This window comes from uncultured Olegusella sp., assembly GCF_947253395.1.
In the GTDB taxonomy this organism is placed as follows: Bacteria; Actinomycetota; Coriobacteriia; order Coriobacteriales; family Atopobiaceae; genus Olegusella.
The window spans coordinates 1-21,320 of sequence record NZ_CAMXYY010000007.1 but is presented as its reverse complement, the minus strand read 5'-3'; the positions used below and the strand labels follow the sequence as shown (position 1 = coordinate 21,320).

The 21,320-nt window shown below is 52.1% G+C and carries 17 protein-coding genes and 1 tRNA gene; 7 read left to right on the top strand and 11 right to left on the bottom strand.

Translation table 11 applies throughout. From position 1 onward, the window contains the following. Nucleotides 1-46: 46 nt before the first annotated feature. From Q0X25_RS01595 to Q0X25_RS01585, 3 genes are all read right to left on the bottom strand, one after another. The gene (locus Q0X25_RS01595) at nucleotides 47-664 is read right to left on the bottom strand and encodes an MptD family putative ECF transporter S component (protein ID WP_021735719.1); all 618 of its coding nucleotides are present in this window, start codon (nucleotides 662-664) and stop codon (nucleotides 47-49) included. A 63-nt stretch (nucleotides 665-727) separates the two neighbouring features. Next, nucleotides 728-1,342 carry a TetR/AcrR family transcriptional regulator gene (locus Q0X25_RS01590; RefSeq protein WP_298578629.1) on the bottom strand — a complete coding sequence of 205 codons (615 nt, stop codon included), beginning with the start codon at nucleotides 1,340-1,342 and terminating at the stop codon, nucleotides 728-730. A 231-nt stretch (nucleotides 1,343-1,573) separates the two neighbouring features. Beyond that, complete coding sequence (locus Q0X25_RS01585) at nucleotides 1,574-2,158, bottom strand: type IV toxin-antitoxin system AbiEi family antitoxin domain-containing protein (RefSeq protein WP_298578628.1); 585 nt, start codon at nucleotides 2,156-2,158, stop codon at nucleotides 1,574-1,576. 137 nt (nucleotides 2,159-2,295) lie between these two features. Here Q0X25_RS01585 and Q0X25_RS08490 point away from each other — a divergent pair, with 137 nt between their 5' ends. After that, nucleotides 2,296-2,466, top strand: coding sequence for a helix-turn-helix domain-containing protein (locus Q0X25_RS08490; protein ID WP_367270370.1), 171 nt, complete (start codon nucleotides 2,296-2,298; stop codon nucleotides 2,464-2,466). 213 nt (nucleotides 2,467-2,679) lie between these two features. Here the strand turns inward: Q0X25_RS08490 and Q0X25_RS01580 are convergent, their stop codons facing one another. Next, complete coding sequence (locus Q0X25_RS01580; RefSeq protein WP_298578627.1) at nucleotides 2,680-3,390, bottom strand: ATP-binding protein; 711 nt, start codon at nucleotides 3,388-3,390, stop codon at nucleotides 2,680-2,682. Nucleotides 3,391-3,767: 377 nt separating this feature from the next. Continuing rightward, a tRNA-Met gene (locus tag Q0X25_RS01575) sits at nucleotides 3,768-3,844 on the bottom strand. A gap of 206 nt (nucleotides 3,845-4,050) precedes the next feature. Here Q0X25_RS01575 and Q0X25_RS01570 point away from each other — a divergent pair. The 3 genes from Q0X25_RS01570 to Q0X25_RS01560 all read left to right on the top strand — a co-directional run bounded on the left by Q0X25_RS01570 (nucleotide 4,051) and on the right by Q0X25_RS01560 (nucleotide 9,258). Then, nucleotides 4,051-4,674 (top strand): glycerol-3-phosphate acyltransferase, encoded by a 624-nt coding sequence (locus tag Q0X25_RS01570; protein WP_298578626.1) that lies wholly within the window; start codon nucleotides 4,051-4,053, stop codon nucleotides 4,672-4,674. Between the two features lie 234 nt (nucleotides 4,675-4,908). Continuing rightward, nucleotides 4,909-5,457, top strand: coding sequence for a hypothetical protein (locus Q0X25_RS01565; protein ID WP_298578625.1), 549 nt, complete (start codon nucleotides 4,909-4,911; stop codon nucleotides 5,455-5,457). Between the two features lie 69 nt (nucleotides 5,458-5,526). Further along, nucleotides 5,527-9,258 (top strand): phosphoribosylformylglycinamidine synthase, encoded by a 3,732-nt coding sequence (locus tag Q0X25_RS01560; RefSeq protein WP_298578623.1) that lies wholly within the window; start codon nucleotides 5,527-5,529, stop codon nucleotides 9,256-9,258. Between the two features lie 365 nt (nucleotides 9,259-9,623). Here the strand turns inward: Q0X25_RS01560 and Q0X25_RS01555 are convergent, their stop codons facing one another. Next, nucleotides 9,624-12,272 (bottom strand): acyltransferase family protein, encoded by a 2,649-nt coding sequence (locus tag Q0X25_RS01555; protein WP_298578622.1) that lies wholly within the window; start codon nucleotides 12,270-12,272, stop codon nucleotides 9,624-9,626. Nucleotides 12,273-12,464: 192 nt separating this feature from the next. Between Q0X25_RS01555 and galE the strand changes: the two genes are divergently transcribed. From galE to Q0X25_RS01540, 3 genes are all read left to right on the top strand, one after another. Continuing rightward, nucleotides 12,465-13,532: a UDP-glucose 4-epimerase GalE gene (gene galE / locus Q0X25_RS01550; RefSeq protein WP_298578621.1), complete on the top strand. Its 1,068-nt coding sequence runs from the start codon at nucleotides 12,465-12,467 to the stop codon at nucleotides 13,530-13,532. Nucleotides 13,533-13,658: 126 nt separating this feature from the next. Further along, nucleotides 13,659-14,717, top strand: a complete 1,059-nt coding sequence (locus Q0X25_RS01545; RefSeq protein WP_298578620.1) for a polyprenyl synthetase family protein — start codon at nucleotides 13,659-13,661, stop codon at nucleotides 14,715-14,717. Continuing rightward, entirely contained in the window at nucleotides 14,718-15,647 is a 930-nt protein-coding gene (locus Q0X25_RS01540) for a peptidoglycan-binding protein (RefSeq protein ID WP_298578619.1), read from the top strand. Nucleotides 15,648-15,989: 342 nt separating this feature from the next. On the opposite strand, the gene gltA is transcribed toward Q0X25_RS01540, so the two are convergent. The 5 genes from gltA to Q0X25_RS01515 form a co-directional block, all read right to left on the bottom strand. Continuing rightward, nucleotides 15,990-17,390, bottom strand: coding sequence for an NADPH-dependent glutamate synthase (gene gltA, locus Q0X25_RS01535; RefSeq protein ID WP_298578618.1), 1,401 nt, complete (start codon nucleotides 17,388-17,390; stop codon nucleotides 15,990-15,992). Then, complete coding sequence (locus Q0X25_RS01530) at nucleotides 17,378-18,220, bottom strand: sulfide/dihydroorotate dehydrogenase-like FAD/NAD-binding protein (RefSeq protein ID WP_298578617.1); 843 nt, start codon at nucleotides 18,218-18,220, stop codon at nucleotides 17,378-17,380. The genes gltA and Q0X25_RS01530 overlap by 13 nt, the downstream gene beginning before the upstream one ends. A gap of 236 nt (nucleotides 18,221-18,456) precedes the next feature. Then, complete coding sequence (pth, locus tag Q0X25_RS01525; protein WP_298578616.1) at nucleotides 18,457-19,041, bottom strand: aminoacyl-tRNA hydrolase; 585 nt, start codon at nucleotides 19,039-19,041, stop codon at nucleotides 18,457-18,459. Nucleotides 19,042-19,050: 9 nt separating this feature from the next. Continuing rightward, nucleotides 19,051-20,058, bottom strand: a complete 1,008-nt coding sequence (locus Q0X25_RS01520; RefSeq protein ID WP_298578614.1) for a ribose-phosphate pyrophosphokinase — start codon at nucleotides 20,056-20,058, stop codon at nucleotides 19,051-19,053. A gap of 126 nt (nucleotides 20,059-20,184) precedes the next feature. Beyond that, nucleotides 20,185-21,180 carry a bifunctional N-acetylglucosamine-1-phosphate uridyltransferase/glucosamine-1-phosphate acetyltransferase gene (locus Q0X25_RS01515; RefSeq protein ID WP_298578613.1) on the bottom strand — a complete coding sequence of 332 codons (996 nt, stop codon included), beginning with the start codon at nucleotides 21,178-21,180 and terminating at the stop codon, nucleotides 20,185-20,187. Nucleotides 21,181-21,320 lie beyond the last annotated feature (140 nt).

Below are 21,320 nucleotides of genomic sequence, written 5' to 3'. Positions count from 1 at the left end.
TCGGCAAAATCAGAAACGGCTTGCATTTCGGCAGAACAGCGGAGCCTTAAACGATACCGGCCTTCTCGAAATGCTTCGCGATGAGCTTGCTCGCGATGAGCGCACCGATAATGCCGCCCAAAATGGCAAGGCCCAAGCTCGCGCCCCAGATGGCGCCCGAGGGCATCACGGCCATGAGGCCGTCGGCGTGCGCCTGGCCGTAGTATTCGGCTGCGCGCGTCATGAACTCGTCATACGCGAACACGAGCATCAGATAGGGGCAGGCCATGTTGATGTTGAACACCACATAGGAAGCCAGGTACATCTTCTTGGATTTGTAGTCGCCCGCCTTGATGACCAGCTCCGCCGCGACCGCCACAAGGATCGCCACGATAAGCCCGATGATGTTGGTGCCGCAGGCTACCAGCGCAAACAGCACGCCTAAAATGAGCGCGGCCCCGAACTTGTGAACCTTCAGCACGCACATCTCGTAAATCGTACCGCACACGATACCCACCGTCAGCGGGGCGATCAGGTACAGCACCGGAATTGCGCTCGTACCCAAGACGATGATCAGCATAACCACCAGGTAGATTGCCCCGAACGCACCCGCATAGATAAGGTCGCGCGTGCGCAGCTTCTTGTCGTCCTGCCCGGTCTGCTGGGTGATTTCCTTACGTGCCACGATTTTCTCCTTTCGTCGTCGGCGCCCTCTGCGCCGCCTTTAGATAACACTTGATACCTTTCGTTATGAAAAAAGCCCGGGCACATAGCCCGGGCTCTCGAACTTCGTTCCCAGCAGGGCTTCGAACCCTGCCCGTGTGAATTCCGCAAGGGAATCGGTTATGCGCATCACCTCATCTCGGTCGAAGTCGCCGTAGATCATCTCGCAATATTGCGCGAACTTCATGCGCACGACCGTCCGCACGAGTGCCGGATCGACGGGCTTAGCTACATACGAATCGAAAAAGCGCTGATAGGTGATGTCGAATTTCCGGAGCAAATCGTCCTTGAACCCCTCGTACGACGAGCCATCCGAGCAATCGAACAGCAGGCAGAACAGCGCGCGGTGGTCCATGATGAATTCCATGATCTTCCGCTCTTCGCCCTGGCTGGACGAAACCCGCCCGATGACGCGATCAATCAGGCCGTCGTACAACCCGTTGTATTCGTGCAGGTCATCCTCGACGATTGCGCAGAAGAACTCGTCTTTCGTCTTGAAGTGGGTGTAGAACGCACCGGTCGTCACGTTCGCCTTCGAGCAGATGGCGCGCAGCGAAGCCTTCTTGAAGCCTCGCTTGAGAAATTCCTCCTTACCGCATTTCAGCAAGGCTGTGCGCGTTTCGGAAGCGCTTATCGGCATGCAACCTCTTTTGTTAGTTATAGCTTACTTAATTAAAATAGCAAGCGGCAACTCACCTGTCAACAGAAAAACCTGCTCGTAAGTACGGATTTGTCAATAGGCGCCGTTTCACAGCTGCTCCGCCTGCAGCGCCTCTTATGAGCCACAGCGTGCGCAGGTCGTAGTAGTCGCGCGGGCGTATGCTGGCCAAGCTGCGGATGATCGCCTTGAGCTGCATCGCGTTCCTCGTCCTCACAGCAGCACCTCCAGGTAGTTGCGTACCTTCTTCTCCACGCCGAGCTCGCGGGCGTAACCCAGCAGCTTCTGGACGTCCCTGCCGCCGCTGTGCACGTACCGCTTCATGGCCGGGTTGACCACCTGCACGTCCACGACGCGCTGCCCGCGCACGATGTCGCACAGCGTCCTCTCCAGGTCGTAGGCGCGCACCTCGTTGCCGTAGCCGGTCTTGATTGTTGCAAGGCCGAGGTCGAGCACGTCGTCGGCGCACGTGCGCACCTCGATGCCCTCCTCCCGCGCCTTGGTGGCCCGGTACGAGCGCGGGAAGCACATGGTGAGCCGCAGCGGCGTGCGGTCGGTGTAGCCGTGGAGGTAGAGCGCCGTCCCGTCGGAGAAGACGCCCTTGGGGAAGCGGAGCTGCGCCGCCAGGCACTCGTCCTCCCAGGCGTCGGCCAGGCAGTAGACTCCGCGTCGCACGCGCTCGAGCTCACCCGCCTTCACCATGTCCGAGATCCGGGCTCGTGGGATGCCGGCGCCCACGACCTGCGCCGTCGTCACCAGCCCGCCGTTGCTTTGCGCCAAATCGACGATAGCCTGCATGCCCGTCATCTCCCTGTAGTCCGTTTACACTGAACATTCTCTCATATTAAGTCGATAAGGACAATAGGGCGGATGCCGTCGGCCTAGACCCGATGCCGCGCTGTTCCCGGCCGTGGGGCCCGATGTGAGCGTGCTCGATTTGCTGGGAATCTGACGTCCTCGCGCCCATCGCGTCCATCTACAAGCTCATCCACCAGGGCGACATCCCGGCGGTGAAGCTGGGGGCCAATACCATCCGCGTTAACCGCCGCGCGCTAGAAGAGTACCTACAGCGTGCAGTTGTTTCCGGCGAAGTTGTAGCCGCCTGATGCGTAAACCGACCATGCACGCAGAAATGGCCGCCCGTTTGGTGGGCGGCCATTTGATTCTGCAAACGCAGGCTTCCCTTTTCGCCGCGGGTGTCAAGTCCTCGAGAACCTGCAGGAGTGCGAGCTCCTCGGGGCTTGCGTCCAATCGGGCTTCGACGCTATTGACGGATTTGTCCGATTGTGCACCTTTTCGTCAACGGGAGGGCGTGCGGCTCAGATGCGCAGGCTGTCCCGGTCGAGCAGGAAGTCGAAGAGCCCCATGGTCACGATGCCGTCGTGGTCTCGGGACTGGTTGACGACGTCCTTAACCAGCACGATCTTCTCGAACGAGTCCCCCACGCGCAGAAGCGACGCCTTCTCCTGGCGCCTCTTCTCGTCGTCGGGGATGGCGTAGGCCGATTGGATGTAGTAGCGCCTGCCGCCGAGGTTCGCGACGAAGTCCACCTCGAGCTGTGACTCGTGCTCGCACCCGTCGGCGCCCTTCTCGCGCTTGGTCACCACGCCCACGTCGACCAAGAACCCGCGTGCGCGCAGCTCGTTGTAGACGATGTTCTCCATGAGGTGGTTCTCCTCGACCTGGCGGAAGCCCAGACGGGCGTTGCGCAGCCCGACGTCCTCGAAGTAGTACTTGCGCACTGCTCCGATGTACTTCCTGCCCTTGATGTCGTAGCGGCTGGCCTCGCTGACCACGAAGGCGTCCTCGAGGTAACCGATGTAGGACTTCAGCGTGTTCGCGCTGATCCGCGAGCCAAGAGCGCTTTTGAAAGTCGCCTCGATCCTGGAGGGGCTCGTGAGCGAGCCGGTGGACGACGCTAGCACGTCGACCAGGTCGTCGAGCTTTAAACATGGTACACACCCACTAATCGAGCGCGTACCCCTGTAGGCGCACGCATAAAATGTCGGGTGTGGGTCCAGTCGCCCCATCCAAAGGCTTCCACTTTATCCGACCGCCGAGGTCGACAAATCCTGCCTCGGTCTCACCGTTTCACCAAACACCTGCCCAAGCCTTACGACCGGGGTGCCCAGCTACGGCGTTTCGGGTCGGCGAAACAGCTGGGTGGGACGGTGAACACTCCCACAGGCACTTTTTTAAGGGGCTCTGGACGCCCCATACATTTTCGGACTCCCGTCCTTGCTGTTAAGTTAAAGCAGCACTTTTTCGTTGTCAATATTTCAACCACATTTTTTGATAGAATCATTTGTACATCAATTTCTGAAAAAAAGTGATGTACCTATTGATGTACCATCGATTTCTAAGAAAAAAAGAGAGACCAACATTTCTGCAGGTCTCTCTGTATTTTTGGTCGCGGGGGCCGGATTTGAACCAACGACCTCCGGGTTATGAGCCCGGCGAGCTACCAGACTGCTCCACCCCGCAATGTCTGGATGCGCCTTAGCGCGATATATAAAGATACGCATTATCTTTGCTTCTGTCAAACAGCGCGCACAATCGTGAAATTTTATCCACATCTCCTTGCGCACGACCCCAATGCTGCCCTAGAAAAAACTATGCTAAAGCTACAGCCAGCACTATGCTAAAGCTACAAGCATTTCTCAGAGCAACAACCTCCGAGAGGTTTTTCCATGACCATGCGCATTACTAGTCTGCTTATTGGATATGTCCTTGGCTGCTTTCTCATCGCAGACGTCGTCGCTTACACTTTTGCGCACAAAAGTGCTTTTGATGTAGGAGTAGGCAACCCCGGCATGGCAAACATTGGCCATGAGCTCGGTAAAAAAGCTGCCTTGCTTGTCCTCGCGGGAGACATTGCAAAAACTATCGCAGGCTGGCTGATCGCTCGCGCACTCTATCCTGACGTTGCCCTGCTTGCAGGAATGTGGGCGGGTCTTGGAGCAACACTTGGTCACAACTACCCTATCTGGCATCGCTTTCACGGAGGCAAAGGCGTCACTACCACCTGCTCTGCCATCATTTTGGCCTCTCCTCTGCTGGGTATTGGCTCCTGCCTCTTTGGTCTGCTTGCAGCAATCCTGTCGGGCTATCTCTGTGTGGGTGCTGTTGCAATTTGCATCTGCTGGCTTGCTCTTGTAGCCACCACCCACATGTCCGCAGAATTTTTCCTCATAGCGCTCGCTCTACTAGTCTTGATGGTTATCGCCCATGGCAGCACCCTACGAGGAATCTCCAGCGGATCAACTGCTCGTGCAGGTATTTCAACCAAAATACGTGGTATTTTGCACCGCTAACAGAAGAATAGCTACCGCTGCACCGCGCACCGCAAAACTGATACCGCACACCTTGTACGCCAAAAAAAATTTTGTCGCTAAATTGATAACCTACTTTCTGACGATAAAAGTTTTGTTGCTTTTCCCTCATGCATTGGACAAGCAACACGCCGCCGATGAACAGGTATTTTGCGTCCTTTCTTGCATATGCCTCACCCCATCGCGGTGATGGCATCCGCCTTTGGAGGATTGGCGATGGGCCCGCTTGCACTAGTCATAGTTATCGGCTTGGTGCCTCTACTGTCAATTTTGATTGAATGGATTGGCGATTCTGGCATCTCTGAGCGCCATCACACTCATCACGATACCTATCTCGTACCTCGTTCAATTTCCTCTACGCTTATGTTGATGATGACGTTTGTCGGTGTATTGGGCCTTGTTGCCGGCTGGCTCTGCTCGGTAGGTGTTTTTACTACAGACAGTATGTCAGTCTACACCTTTTTTGCTTCTTTTTTGGTGGTAGCTTTTATTATGTGGCTCGGCATCCGTCGCTATCGTGTAACAACCTTTGCAGACTCGCTCAACGTAACTTCATTTTTTGGCAACACAAAGAAAATCCGCTATGCCGAGATTCGGCGAATGCGTTGGATGCGCAGTTATTTGGGCAGTGGCTACCGCAGTTTGCTTATCTATACACAATCCACCCACGCCTTTCTCTGGGGCACGCTTGACCTCGAGCAGATTCTCTCACGCATCAACCGATTTGATGCCATGAGTCACAACGAAACAGACCTCAAAATCTAGCGGTCGCGCTATCATAGAACCTGACACGAAACCCAACCTAAGCATCCCCATTCTGGAAGGCAGGTCCCTATGGTCTCGCGCGTTTTCGTGGAGAAGAAGCCCGGTTTTGATGTTGAAGCTTGTCAACTCGCTCACGAGCTTCAAGAAATTCTGGGTATCACGCATCTCGACAAATTACGCCTTTTTAATCGTTACGACATCGAAGATATTGATGAGGCTCTCTTCAAGCAGTGCATACCCACGGTATTTTCCGAGCCGCAAAGTGACAATGTCACATTTGAATTGCCTACTTTGCCTCAAGATGCCTACGTTTTTGCAACCGAGTTTTTACCGGGTCAATTTGACATGCGCGCAGCAAGTGCAAGCGAGTGTGTACAACTCATTAGTCAGGGTGAACGTCCTGAGGTGCGCTCAGCCAAGGTCTATGTGCTTACCGGTGATCTGACTGATGCAGACGTGGATGCCATCAAACACTATGTCATCAATCCAGTTGAGGCGCGCGAAGCTTCTCTTGAACCTAAACTGACGCTCAAGCAGCGCATTGTAATACCTGATGCTGTTGAGATTTTAGATGGCTTCAACACTCTGGATAGCAATGGGCTGGCGGAGTTTCGCACCAGCCACGGTCTGGCAATGGATCAGGCTGATATTGAGTTTTTGCAAAACTACTTCCGCGGTGAGCAGCGCAATCCCACCATCACAGAGGTGCGCGTTATTGACACCTACTGGTCGGATCACTGCCGCCACACCACCTTTGGCACCAAGCTCGAGAATATAAGCATTGATGATGAGGATGTTCGCGCCGAGTACGAGCACTACCTAGAACTACGTCGTAAACTTGGTCGCGAGGAAAAGCCTTTGTGCTTGATGGATATTGGCACCATTGGCGCCAAAACTCTCGTGCACCGAGGTATTTTGACGCGTTTGGACGAATCTGAGGAAATCAATGCTTGCACGGTCAAATGCAAGGTTGATGTTAATGGTCACAGCGAAGACTGGCTCTATCTCTTTAAGAACGAAACACATAACCACCCAACCGAAATAGAGCCTTTTGGCGGTGCTGCCACCTGCATCGGCGGCGCAATCCGCGATCCTCTTTCTGGCCGTAGTTATGTGTATCAAGCCATGCGCGTTACAGGCGCTGGCAACCCTCTGGTACCCGTTGCAGATACCCTGGAAGGCAAGCTTCCCCAACGTAAGCTTGTGACTACGGCAGCTGCAGGATATTCTTCCTATGGCAACCAGATTGGTCTTGCAACAGGTCAGGTCAGTGAGCTGTATCACCCTGGATATATAGCAAAACGCATGGAAATCGGTGCTGTTGTAGCAGCAACTCCCGCAAACCATGTCCGTCGCGAAGTCCCCGCTCCAGGAGATCAAATTGTTTTGCTTGGTGGTCGTACAGGCCGCGATGGTATTGGCGGAGCTACTGGCTCTTCCAAGGCTCACAATGCCGAGTCTCTAGAAAAAGACGGTGCTGAAGTTCAAAAAGGCAACGCCCCTATCGAACGTAAGCTCCAGCGACTTTTCCGCCGCGAAGACGCCTGCAAACTTATCAAGCGCTGCAATGACTTTGGCGCAGGTGGCGTTTCTGTTGCTATTGGCGAGCTGGCAGATGGTTTGGCAGTCAATCTGGATGCCGTTCCCAAAAAGTACGAGGGTCTTGATGGCACCGAACTTGCCATCAGCGAATCCCAAGAGCGCATGGCAGTCGCATTGGATCCTACCGATGTTGATAAGTTTATGGACTATGCGCGCGAAGAAAACCTCGAAGCAACAGTCGTAGCTGAAGTCACTGCAGAGCCGCGTCTGCGCATGATGTGGCAAGGAAAGACTATCGTTGATGTAAGCCGTGAGTTCCTTGGCTCCAATGGTGCACCAAAACATCAGGATGTCCACGTAGAAAAGCAGGGCAACTATCACCCATCTTGGCAGGGAGACAGCTTGAGTGAGCGCCTCGTCTCTTTGCTTACCGACGAAAATATTGCTTCCAACAAGGGGCTCTCCGAACGCTTTGACTCCACCATCGGTGCTGCAACGGTACTCATGCCTTTTGGTGGCAAAACCCAGCTCACGCCTCCAATGGCTATGGTGGCAAAGCTACCGGTTGATGGTGAGACCACTACAGTTAGTGGCATGGCCTGGGGATTTAATCCTTACCTGATGGAAGCCAATCAATTTGCTGGTGCATATATCTCTGTAGTTGAGTCACTGTCACGTCTTGTTGCTGCAGGTCTCAAGCGCCAGGATACCTATCTGACTTTCCAAGAGTATTTTGAACGACTACGCAATGTGCCCGAGCGCTGGGGCAAGCCTCTTGCCGCTCTGCTTGGCGCACTAAAGGCGCAAGTCGAACTTGAAGTGGGCGCTATCGGCGGCAAGGATTCTATGTCTGGCTCTTTTGAGAATCTTGATGTGCCACCCACACTTGTCTCGTTTGCAACGGCGGTAGGCTCAATTGACCGCATCACCAGTCCCGAGCTTAAGCGCGCGGGATCCGAGTTATGGCTTATCAAGCCAAATTATGTATCCGATGGCGTGAGGCCTGAAGCAAAGTCACTACTTACAACGCTTGATTACGTTCAAAAACTCATTGGTGAGAAAAAAGTGGACGCCGTGGCAACTCCTGGCTATGGGTGTTTGGCCGAAGCTCTTTTCAAGATGTGTGTAGGCAATCAAATTGGTCTGACTCTCGCTGAGGCCATCAGCTCGGATAGTCTCTTTGAGCTTGCTTATGGCAGCTTTGTACTTGAACTGGCTGAGGGTGCATGCTTGCCCGAACTACCTAAGGGCGTCAACGCAATTCGTCTAGGCGTTAGCTCTGCCGACTATCTCTTGAGCTGCGAAGATGAGCAGATCGATCTTTCCGGCTTGCAGGAGGCTTGGGAATCCCATATGGAACCCGTATTCCCCTATCGCGGCGCAGGTGAGCAGGTCGAGACTGTAAGCTTTGACATTGCCAACAAGAATATCAGTCGCCCAACTCCCAAGCTTAAGCTTGCTAAACCCCGCGTCATCATCCCTGTTTTTCCTGGCAACAACTGTGAATATGACTCTGCTTATGCCTTTGAACGTGCAGGTGCTGAGGTGAGTACGCTTATTATCAACAACCTCACACCTCAGGCCGTTGCCGAAAGTACCGCCGAGTTGGTACGCCAAATCAAGGCAAGCCAAATTATCATGATCCCTGGTGGCTTTAGTGGCGGCGATGAGCCTGACGGTTCTGCAAAATTTATCACTGCATTTTTCCGTGCACCTGAGGTTACCGAGGCAGTACGCGACTTGCTGCAGGCACGTGATGGCTTGATGCTCGGTATTTGCAATGGCTTCCAGGCTCTGGTTAAGCTGGGCCTTGTCCCCTTTGGCGATATTCGTCCAATGGACGAGAACTGTCCCACGTTGACCTTCAATAACATCGGTCGTCACCAAAGTAGGCTCGTGCACACCCGCGTTGCTTCTAATCTTTCGCCTTGGCTTTCACACTGCGAGGTTGGCGATATACACACCATTGCTATTAGCCATGGTGAGGGCCGTTTTGTAGCAAACGATGAACTGCTTACTCAGATGATAGCATCCGGCCAGATTGCAACTCAGTACGTAGACGAGCAGGGCACACCAAGCATGAGTCTAAACGTGAATCCCAATGGCTCTGTTATGGTAATCGAAGGCATTACCAGCCCTGACGGCCGCATCTTTGGCAAAATGGGGCACACTGAACGCTGGACTGTGGGCAATTTCCAAAACGTCCCTGGCAATCACTTCCAGCCTATTTTTGAAGGTGGTGTCGAGTACTTCAGCTAAATTTCTTACCGCGACAAATCGAGCGCCAACGACAACGCTACTAAAAGCAAACAAGGGAGCGAATAGTTTTCGCTCCCTTTTTGCCCTCGCTTTGTATATGCGACCCCAATAAAGCTATCCCTCGGCCACACAACATACAGATGGTTCGTTCTTCGGAGTCAGGCTCCACAAAACCGCAGGTCAAATTTTCCTCTAGACCGAGAAACGAACCATCTATCGAAAAGCGGCTCGAAACGTGAACCATCTAGCGTAATTGTCGTAGAAAGATGAACCATCTGTAGAAGCAGAAGCCAAGCAAAGTGGCAACCAAGCGGTATAAGATCGAAAAGTACAGAGTCAAGGCAGATTACCACTTGCTTGAAACGTTAAGCCTTCTGGGAATCGGCATCCGCATTGGTATTGGCATCTGTTCCCGCGTCAGCAGAGCCCTTGTCCTTGGATGCGCCTGCCATATCACCCACAGCATCACTTACAAGTTGTGCGTATGCCTTGGCGCCGCCTTTACTGAGATGAGCACCATCACCCGCAAAGTACTCATCGTGACCTGCGCTCGCCTTGTACCAATCAATAAGCTGCACGTTGTCGTGAGTTTCAGCCAATCCCTTTAACAGCTTGTTATTACCATCCTGCCAAGGACCCGATGAGCGAACACTTACCAACCAAATTTTGCGGTCTTTGCCTAATTCATCAATCAATTTCTCGAGGTGATTTTTCACCAAAACAGACTCAGCGCCAACAGCAACTACAACATTAGAACCTACAACCTTCTTTTTGAGATAACTTGTAATTGTCTCATGCGTAGACGTGGAGCCGCGACCCTCGGCACAGTCAATTGCACCCTGTGGGAAAGCAGCCGCTAGCTCATCTGTGGCATCCAAGGCTACGGTATCGCCAACCACCAGAGTCGAATAGGTCGTATTTTCCTTGGTGGGCGTCTCATAATTCATCGATTTCTTTATGAGCTGCGCGTACGCTACTGCACCCTCAGGTGTCACATGCTCACCATCTTGCCAAACCCAATCGTCATGGCCCTTGCTGTGGTCATACCAGTCAATAACATTCACATTGTCATGAGCTTCAGCAAACTTGCTAATTAGCTGATTGTTGGCATCTTGCCAACTATCTTTCATACGATTGTTGACCAACCAAAGCGTACGCTTATCACCGACAAGCTCAAGCAGCTGATTGAGCTCTGCTTCCTCAAGCACACCGTTAGAACCAAGACAACTCACCACAGTATCGCCTACAACGCCTTGGTCGATATAGCCTTTAAGTACTTTGATGCCCGCATCCATCTGGCGAGAAATCTTACAATCAATCAGCCCTTTGGGGAAAACCTCTGCAAGCTGGTCATAGGCATCCAAGGGCACAGAATCGCCTACAAGCACCACATCGTAAACACCATCGGCGGTGGGAGTACGCAGAGCAGCAGCTACTACTTGATCTTCTCCAGACTTACCACCTGCCGCATCAGCAGCAGGCACCAACGCCAAACCAAACACTGCAATAAGCAATGTCAAAGTCACTGGTGCAATTTTCAGTGCACGCTGCTTGAACGCCAAGGCAGCTCCATGCTCACGCAATTCGTCAAAAAAGTTTGCAATCGTTGCCGTAAGCGTTCCTTTTTTGCCTAAAGGCTGCTCGACAAAACGGTAGGTCAAATCGGCCGCAAGTAAGGTAAGTACCAGCTGCAACACATATGACCACCAAGGCGTACCCGACGTCGAATTGAAATTTGAGAACAGCAAGACTATGGGGTAATGCCAGAGGTAAAGAGCATAAGAGCGCTGACCCAGCCACACAAAAGGCAGCAGGGAGAGCAGTTTGGAGATGATGGTTCCCGAAGGGAGCAGGGCGGCAATAGCAATAACGCTCACTACAGATGCAAGCGCAACACCGCCGTAATAGGAAAATGAGGTATATCCTTCAGTAAATACCATCATGACAAGCAGTGCTGCGATAGACAGGACTCCTGCCAGCTCGGCAATCTGGCGATTTTTACCTTCAGCAACCGCTGACGCGGTCTGGCGAAGCGGCAGTTTGAAAGCAAGCCAGCAACCCAAAAGCAGGCTCATTGCACGTGTATCAGTACCATAGTAAGCACGCGAAGGGTCTGCTCCAGGCGTATAGAGAATTGCCATCAATGCTGTAGAAATAGCCGCCAACACAAGTAGGCTGTTGCGAATATGGCGCTTGGGCACACGCCGACGCATCAGCAGATACAAAAGTGGTGGCCACACCAAGAAGAATTGCCACTCGATGGCCAGCGACCAATAATGTGTCAATGGTGAAGGAGCACCCGCAGCTGCAAAATAAGAAACCTTGGTCAAAATTTTTGACCAATTTAGCACCATCAACAAAGACGGAATGACATCAGGTCGCATTTTTGTCAGCAAAATGTGGTTAAACAACGTACAAAGGGCCGCAGTCACCACTACGCAAAGTATGGCTTGCGGCATCAGCCTGCGAACACGACGCAGGAAATAAGCTTTGATATCAAAACACCCCTTGTTACGAGCAAATTCACTCATCACGCTATCGGTTGCAAGGTAGCCCGAAAGCACAAAGAGAACCGTGACGCCCAGCAAGCCACCCGACATCCACTTAATACCCATGTGATACGCAATAACAGCAAATGCACAAATCGCACGCAAACCATCGAGTGCATCAACGCGCAGCTTTTTTTTGCGCGGGGCAGCATCAGGCCCTGCTCCATATGGCGCAGCACTATTAGTGCTGGCAGATGTAGCGACATCTCTCATCTGACGAGCACTCAGTCTTTCTTCTCTGGGCAGGTCACGAGCCGCCTGTTTTGCTTGTGTTTCACGCTGAGAATGTCGGATGTCTCTATGCGCAAACAAAGCTTGACGTTCTTCTTGTCGGCGAGCATTGCGACGGGTGCGACGGCGTTCTTCAGCTTCACGAACGCTGCGGCGTGACGTATGAGCCCTGCGGGTACTTGAGCTTCGAGAGCCATTAGCGCGAGAGTAATCTGGTTCCATACGCTGATTCACGTCGCTCCTCCATCATTTAAGCTTTGATACTTCGCTATGGTAGCAGGTCGGCAGGTCAAAATACCTCATAAGTAAACTTTGGTTGTTCTGCGCATCGGTAAAATGTCCATCACAGCTCCCCACGTTACCAATACCGAGCGCATGTATACTCTTTCTAGCGTGGTTTCACTCTTATCTCATCAAGGAGCAGACATGGGTCAGAAGAAAAATCCCAAGGATACGTGCGTGCTCGTTACCGGCGGCGCAGGTTTTATCGGCAGTCATACGGTAGTCGAACTGTTACAGCAAGGCTATGAGGTTATTGTTGTGGATGATCTATCCAATGCCTCTGATATTGTTATCGACCGCATCGACGAGATTGTCGGCGATGAGGCGGCCAGCCGTCTGACCTTCTATGAGGCCGATGTAAATAGCCGCAAGGCCATGGACACCATCTTTACGGACAATCAGATTGACCGTGTTATTCACTTTGCAGGCTACAAAGCTGTAGGTGAGTCCGTCGAAAAACCCATCGAATACTATAAGAACAATCTGGGCAATACACTTAATCTCGTTGAGGTCATGCGCGACCACGGCTGCAAGTCCATCATTTTTTCCAGCTCAGCTACCGTCTATGGTGAACCTGACACATTACCGCTCACCGAAAACAGTCCCAAAAAACCTGCCACCAATCCCTATGGCTGGACCAAGTGGATGATCGAACAAATCCTAAGCGATCTGCACGTGGCAGATCCCGAATGGAATGTTGTTTTGCTTCGCTACTTTAATCCCATTGGCGCACATCCCTCAGGCATGATGGGCGAAGATCCCAAAGGGATTCCCAACAACCTCGTACCATATGTCGCACAAGTTGCCGTAGGTAAACGCGAATACGTCCGTGTGTGGGGCGATGACTATCCCACGCCTGACGGCACTGGTGTCCGCGACTATATCCATGTGATGGATCTCGCCTCGGGTCATGTGGCAGCCCTAGCCTGGATGAATGGCCGCACAGGTGTAGAGATTTTTAACCTCGGTACTGGTAAGGGTTCTTCTGTGTTGGATGTAGTGCATGCCTTCTCGCGCGCTTGCGGAAAGGAACTACCTTACAAGATTGGTCCCCGGCGCGCAGGCGATGTTGTTGCCAACTATGCGGATTGCAGTAAAGCAGAGCAAAAGATGGGTTGGAAGGCAAAATACAACCTTGATGATATGTGCCGCGATAGCTGGAATTGGCAGAGCAACAACCCCAATGGCTATGAGTCTGAGGGCAAGGAGTAACTACTCCCCTATGACCACTACCAACGGTGTAGCTGTCAGCTTTCACAGTACACAGCAGGCATACGCTAAAATTGAGTTCTAAACTAAAAACTGTACTATTTTCAACAATAAGAAAGCAGGTGAAACATGACTTCTCATGCAGCGAATATACAACCCGAGCCTGGTCGTTTTGTTGCATACTTACGTCGGCGCCTGCCTATCATCGAAGACTATCTTGCGACGCATGCGCCACATGCAGCTGCTGGTAGCCAGCATGATGACTTAGAGCGTTATCTTTATGGGCCGCTCGCAGAGTTTACCGCACGTGGAGGAAAAAGAACACGTCCTGCACTCTGTCTACTTGGCTGTGAGGCAGTATGGGGAGATGCCATGCGAGCGCTGCCTTTTGCCTGTGCAATTGAAAATTTTCAGAGTGCCGCGCTGATTCACGATGATATTGCCGATCAAGGAGAGACCCGACGGGGCAAACCCTGCGTGCATATAAGTGAAGGCGTCGGGATTGCAATAAACGTGGGAGACCTCGCGTTAGTAGAAGTCATAAGCGACATGCTTGCTCACAGCAGCCTACCGGACGCGGTAACTTTGCGTGCCATCAGCGAGATTGTACGCATGGAGCGTATGACCGTCGAGGGACAGGCACTTGACCTGGGTTGGGTGCGTGATAAGCGCTGGGATATTACGCCCGAAGATTATCTATATATGGCGCAACATAAGACTGCTTATTACTCAGGGGCAGTACCTTTGGCCGTAGGTGCCATTTGCGGCGGAGGTAGTCCCGAACAAGTCAAAGCACTACGAGAATTTGGTATGGCAGCGGGCCTTGCATTCCAGCTGGCCGATGATCTGCTTAACCTCATAGGAGATGCCAAAGCACAAGGCAAGGACTTCCGCAGCGACATCACCGAGGGAAAGCGCACGCTTGCAGTGGTTCATGCACTGATACATCTTCCTGAAGAAAAGCAGGACAAACTACTACAGATTCTTAAGGCCCACACAGCCGATGCTGCTAAACTCAAATATGCCGTCGAACTCATGCAAGAGGCGGGGTCGATTGACTACGTACAGCAGGAGGCTGCTCGCCTGATTGCTACAGCAAAACTCAAGCTGGATGGCGCAATGTTTGCCAAAGAGGCACGTGCCACCCTGCTTTCTATGGCAGATTTCTTTATTGAACGGAGTGCATAAATGGAACCCATTCGCGAGGGCGCAACTGGCGCCGCCGTGGAGGACATCCAGGAGCGCCTAGTTGCTACCGGTCAGCAGATTGATGCAGCCGAACTTGAGGCTCATCGTTTTGGTCCTTCTACTGCAACGGCCGTGGGTCGTTTTCGTCTGGCACAGGGACTAACACTCGATAGCTGCATCGATACCGAAACATGGTCTGCTTTGGTAGATGAAAGCTATCAGCTCGGTGACCGTACGCTCTACCTAAGATTGCCCAAGTTTCATGGCTCCGATGTGCGTACGTTGCAAACACGCCTGAATATCTTGGGTTTTTCTTGCGGAGAGGCCGATGGGTACTATGGCGCCTACACTGAGTCTGCGGTAAAGCAATTCCAAGAAAGCCAGGGGGCCCTTGCTGATGGCATGTGCTTCCAAGATACCTTTGAGGCTATTGACCGTCTGCATCATGTATGGGGCGGCAAACCTGCTTCTGACCCGCATCCTATGGGCGGTATGGGCTTTGCTCGCGCAGCAGATGTACTGGAATCAATGAGCCTACAGATTACTGGCGAAGAGCCTATCTCTCGTAATATCGCAGGACGCGTATGGAATCTCGCTTCTGCTACAACTGAAAAGAGCGGTCTTAAACTCATCAATACTCCTGATGACGCGCGCTCAGATATTGATGTGCTCTTTATTGTGGCCACAACACCACTACCCACTGACTCATCCATCCAAAATGTAACGATGGATGATGCAGATGCACTGCCCATGCGCATCCGCGTTGCTTTGGATGTCACACATAAACACAAGGGGCCACAGGTGCTTCGCATTGAGTTGCCGCTCCAGTTAGGATATGACGGCAGTTTTACTGCGAGCGACTCTCAGACCTTTGCTGTCATGCTGCTGGATGCAATCTGTGCTGCCTTTGCTTTGCCCGAAGCACACTAGCTCTGCTTCTCTCATCCCTAGCTCTACCCTGCTCCAGTCTGAGGCTGGAGCTTTTTTATTGCAAATTCCTCTTTGTATTCGTTGCAACCTCAGCTTGCAATGAATATTCGTCATAGCTATCTACCTGCTTATTTATACAAAAGTGCAGGTAGATAGGAAGCGTTGCAACCTCAGGTTGCAACGCTTATGAGGGCTGTGTAAAGGATAGGTGAGGCTAGGCTGGATTTATCTCAGCAATTTGCCTGCAAAAAATGCAGAAAACCAAACTAGTTAGCTATAAAAGGCGGGACCCGCGTCTGCGAGCCCCGCCTGACCTGCTTAGATATATAACGTGAAACTTGACTAGCCAAGCAGAGCCTTGGTCATGCTTGCAGCGGCCTTTTTGCCAGCGCCCATTGCCAAAATAACCGTAGCGGCACCAGTAACAACGTCACCACCAGCCCAGATACGAGGATCAGAAGTACGACCATCCTCATCGGTGGCAATGTAGCCCCACTTGTTGAGGTCGTAATCACCAATCATCTCGGCAAAGGGATTAGCGTTAGTACCAATTGCGGATACGGCGACGTCACAAGGAATAATTTCAGTGTCACCCTCGATGGGCTCGGGGCGGCGGCGACCAGACTCATCTGGCTCGCCAAGCTGCATGTTTTGAACCTTGACACCACAGACAGCGCCGTCCTCGCCAGCAATAAACTCCAGAGGTGAGACAAGCTCATGAATCTTGACACCCTCAGCCTTAGCATGGAGCACCTCAGCACGACGTGCGGGCATCTCAGCCTCGGTACGACGGTAGCAAAGGGTAACCTCATCAGCGCCTAGGCGCAAAGCAGTACGGACAGAGTCCATAGCAACATTTCCGCCACCAAAGACTACGACATGCTTACCGTGTTTCATAGGCGTGTCATACTCAGGAAACTGGTTTGCCTTCATGAGGTTAACACGGGTAAGGTACTCGTTTGCAAAAAAGACATTGGACAGGTTCTCACCAGGAACATTCAGGAATTTGGGCAGACCCGCACCAAGTGCAATGTAGAGGGCATCAAAGCCCTGGTCAAAGAGCTCCTGGGCATCGGTGATACGACCAACCACCGAGTTGTACTCAAACTTGACGCCAAGCTCCTCAAGGCCATCAATCTCGCGCTTGACAACTGCTTTGGGAAGACGGAACTCAGGAATGCCATAAACCAAAACGCCACCACCAGTAAAGAAGGCCTCGAACACAGTAACGTCAAAGCCCTCACGAGCAAGCTCACCAGCACAGGTAATACCAGAAGGACCACAACCAATGATGGCAACCTTCTTGCCATTGGCAGGCTTCTTGACAGGAGCAGAAGCAAGCTCAGGACGGTCACCCAAGAAGCGCTCAAGCTGACCAATTGCCACAGGCTCGCTCTTCTTGCCACGAATACAAAGGCCCTCGCACTGACTCTCTTGCGGGCAGACACGTCCGCAGATAGCAGGCAGCATGGAGTCTTCGCGGATGACATCCAGACCATGACCAAACTCACGCTTACGGATGGCTTCGATGAATTTAGGGATATCGATGTTGACAGGACAACCCTCAACGCAGAATGGACGTTTGCAATCGAGGCAGCGATTAGCCTCGGTAACCGCCATGTCTTCGGTATAGCCCTTATCAACAGGACGGAAATCGCGAGCACGCTCAAGTGCTGGCTCTTCATTAGCAGGAACGCGCGGCGTCTTCATATCAGGAATGTAACGACCTTTTACTTCTGGCATGCGCAATTCGCCTCCTCATAGGCCTTCATGGCCTGACCCTCTTCGGTGCGGTATGCGGCCTGACGAGCACGCAGGTCATTCCAGTCAACTTTGGTTGCGTCAAAGTCAGGGCCATCGACGCAAGCAAATTTGGTCTTGCCACCAACCTCAACGCGGCAGCAACCGCACATACCAGTGCCATCAACCATAATGGGATTCAAAGAAGCAGTAATCGGCGTGTTGTACTTCTCGGCAGTCATAGCAGAGAACTTCATCATCGGCACAGGACCTACGCAAAAGACATGATCGGTCTGGCCAGCCTGCAGGAGACGCTCAAGCGGCGCGGTGACAACGCCTTGCTCACCATAGGAACCATCATCGGTGGTGATATGAACATGCTCATCATCGAGGATTTCGCGGAACTGCGGCTCAAGCAACAGCAAATCCTTGGTACGAGCACCCATGATGGCATGGACCTCATGACCAGTCTTGACGAGCTGACGGGTAATGGGGAACGCGATGGCCAAGCCAACGCCACCACCAATAACCGTCCAAACACCATCCTCAAACTCGCTGGGTCGACCCAAAGGACCAGTAACATCCTGAATAAAGTCACCAGCCTGATACGTCGAAAGCATCATGGTAGTCTTGCCAATTACCATGAAGATGAACTCGACCCAGCCCTCGTCGGCATCCCAATCCGCAAAAGTGAAGGGCACGCGCTCGCCCGTCTCGTTTGCACGCACCATCAGGAATTGACCAGCCTTGCAGTGCTTGGCCATCTTGGGTGCCTCAATGCGGAACTTGAATACCTTCTCCGAGAACTGCGTCTTATCGAGGATTTTGTACATAGCGCAGGGCTCCTCTCCTTCGCAGCATCTCAATTCGATCCGCACGTCCCCCGCGCCGATCGAACCACACAACATAAAGATTGTAACGCAAAGGAGCGGTTTCCCTTAAGGCAATACGTCCAAAAACACCCTACCTCCTCCCCAAAATTGCTAAACCTCAGGAAGGAGACGAAAAGGAAAAAAGACCAGTTAATTAAGCGCCTTTACCAGTCACAAGCATATGCAAGCAAGACACGCTATTTTGCTACCTGAGCGAGTCCTTCTTTCAAGCAACGCTCTACGCAAGCGGCACCATCAGCGGCAAGCATCTCAAACTCATCCAACTGAGTACCTTTGAGTTGACGCAACACATATGTTGCTACATCCATCTTTCCAGGAGGGCGGCCGATGCCGCAGCGCAGGCGACCAAAATCACGTGTACCCAGCTTGTCAGCAACTGAACGCAGGCCGTTGTGCGCATTCAGGCCTCCACCCCACTTGGCAGCAAGCTTGCCCGCCGCTAAATCAATCTCATCATGCACTACCAACAACTCCGCTGGACTCACATGATGTAAGCGTGCAAGTTTGGAAAGAGGCCCACCGCTGGTATTCATAAAATCCTGTGGCTTGGCAAGCAACACTTCGCGCGCTTCACCAAAAGCATCCGTCACCTTGATTTGTGCGACCATACACCCAGCTTCGCTTTTCCAATAGCGAACACCATAGTTATCCGCTAAGCGGTCAACTACAGCAAAGCCAATGCTATGACGAGTACACGCATAGTCTGCGCCAGGATTACCCAGACCACAGACTATGCGAATTGTCTTTGGAGCAGGGGGCATACAAGCATCCTATAACTCGCTGCCGCCACCAAAAATGGTAGAGGTCGGCTGGTTGGTATATACCTTGTAGATTGCTTCAGAAAGCTCGGGGGCCACAGAGACAGTCTTGATCTTGGAGCCTTCCTTATTTGCATACTCACAAGGAATTGCGTTGGTAACGCAGCACTCTTCAATAGGCACATCTTCAAGGCGCTCAATAGCGGGGCCAGAAAACACACCATGTGTGGCACAGACATAAATGTCGCCAGCGCCCTTCTGCTTGAGTTCCCTCACCGAGCCACAAAGCGTTCCTGCGGTATCAATCATATCATCGTTAATGATGCAGGTCTTGCCTTGAATATCACCAATGATAGCCATGACCTCGGAAACATTGTGGCGAGGACGGCCCTTGTGAGCGATAGCAAGCGAGCAGCCCAGCATATCGGAGAGTTTTTTAGCAGCCTTAGCACGGCCCACATCGGGAGACACAACGACAACATTTTCCCAATCCCAACCCATTTTCTCGCCCTTCTCGGCATAGTACTTGCCAAAGAGATCAAGGGCAGTAAGGTGAGTGACAGGAATATCAAAAAATCCCTGAATCTGACCTTGGTGCAAATCAAGAGTAATAACACGATCAACACCTGCGGTTTCAAGCAGATTGGCAACAAGGCGAGCAGTAATTGGCTCGCGGGAAGCAGCTTTGCGATCTTGACGAGCATAGGCATAGTGAGGAATGACAGCCGTCACACTTGCAGCAGATGCGCGATGGGCTGCGTCAGTTGCAATGAGCAGCTCCATCAGCAGGTCATTAACGTTTTTACCTGCAATAGACTGGATAAGGAAGACCTCGTCACCACGAATAGACTCATCAAAACGAGCATAAATCTCGCCATTAGCAAACTTCTCAAGCTTGAGACCAGAAACCTCAAGGTGCAAGATGTCAGCAATCTCCTGCGCGAGCTCCTTGTTGCCACTGCAGGTAAACAGCTTTATTTCCTTGGTAGCAAACATAGGGGCACATAGATCTTCGTACATGTACTTGTCCTCCTTGATGGGGCTGTGCGACTGGCGCTACGACTGTTTGTACTATTTGGACGATACAGCGAACGAACTGCTTATCAAGGTGTCAAAACACCTGGATTGCTAAAAGAAAAAATGTACTTAGGAAGGCTGTGCAGCATCAAGTTCATCCTCAATGTTAATTTCTTTGGCAACAAAATCCTCAAGGATATAGCCATCACCTACCTGCACGTCTGTAAGGCGCGTATGAGGACCAATAAGACAATCTTTGCCAATCTGCGTAGTGCCCCAAAGCATCGTGAGAGGCATCAAGGTGGTGTCACATCCAATACTCACTTCAGGGCCCACCCAGACAAGCGCAGGATCAAGCATCGAAACACCTTCGGCCATCAATGCATGGTTGATACGCAGTTGCATTGCTTTATTTGCTTCAGCCAACTGTATGCGACTGTTCACGCCCAGGAGCTCGGCGTAATCATCCACATGTACAGAGGCAACGGGCTCACCCATATTCACATAAATGCCCACCATATCTGTGAGGTAATACTCGTGCTGGACATTGTGGTTGCCAATTTTGTCAATGTTGACCGTAAGCCTGCCTCCACAGAAGCAGTAGATGCTTGAGTTGCATTCAGTCAAACTCTGGTGCTGCTCAGGGGTGCAATCTTTATGCTCAATAATTGCCTGAACGTTGCCTGCCTCGTCAAAGGCAATACGTCCATATCCCGTAGGGTCGGGAGGCGTCATCGTAAGTACCGTACAAGCGTTATGCTCTGATTTTGTGCGCTCAATAAGAGAAACAATGGTTTCAGCGCGCAGCAGCGGAGAATCACCAGATAAAACTACGACCGGTCCATCAAAGCTACCAAGCGCATCACGTACACAGCGGACAGCGTGACCAGTACCCAAACGTTGTGCTTGCTCGACAAAAATAACCTCTTCGCCATCAAGACAATCGCGCACTTCTTGGCTGTGGCTTCCCACAACGACCACAATGCGATCAGCTCCAGCTTGACGCGCCGCACGCACAGACCACCAGACCAACGGCCTGTCGAGGAGCTTATGGGTAACTTTGGAATGGGCAGACTTCATTCGCGTTCCCTCGCCAGCGGCGAGTACAATCGCGGTTGTTGGCATGCCAAGACCCTCCCGGATGGAGTTTGCAGATTCTAAAAGCGAAGCTGCGTAAGCTAACTTCTCTTTTTTAATTACTATAGCGTAGCGACTGCCGAGTGGGCGGCGAAAACATTCCTGCAAAATGCGACCACAGGATTAAA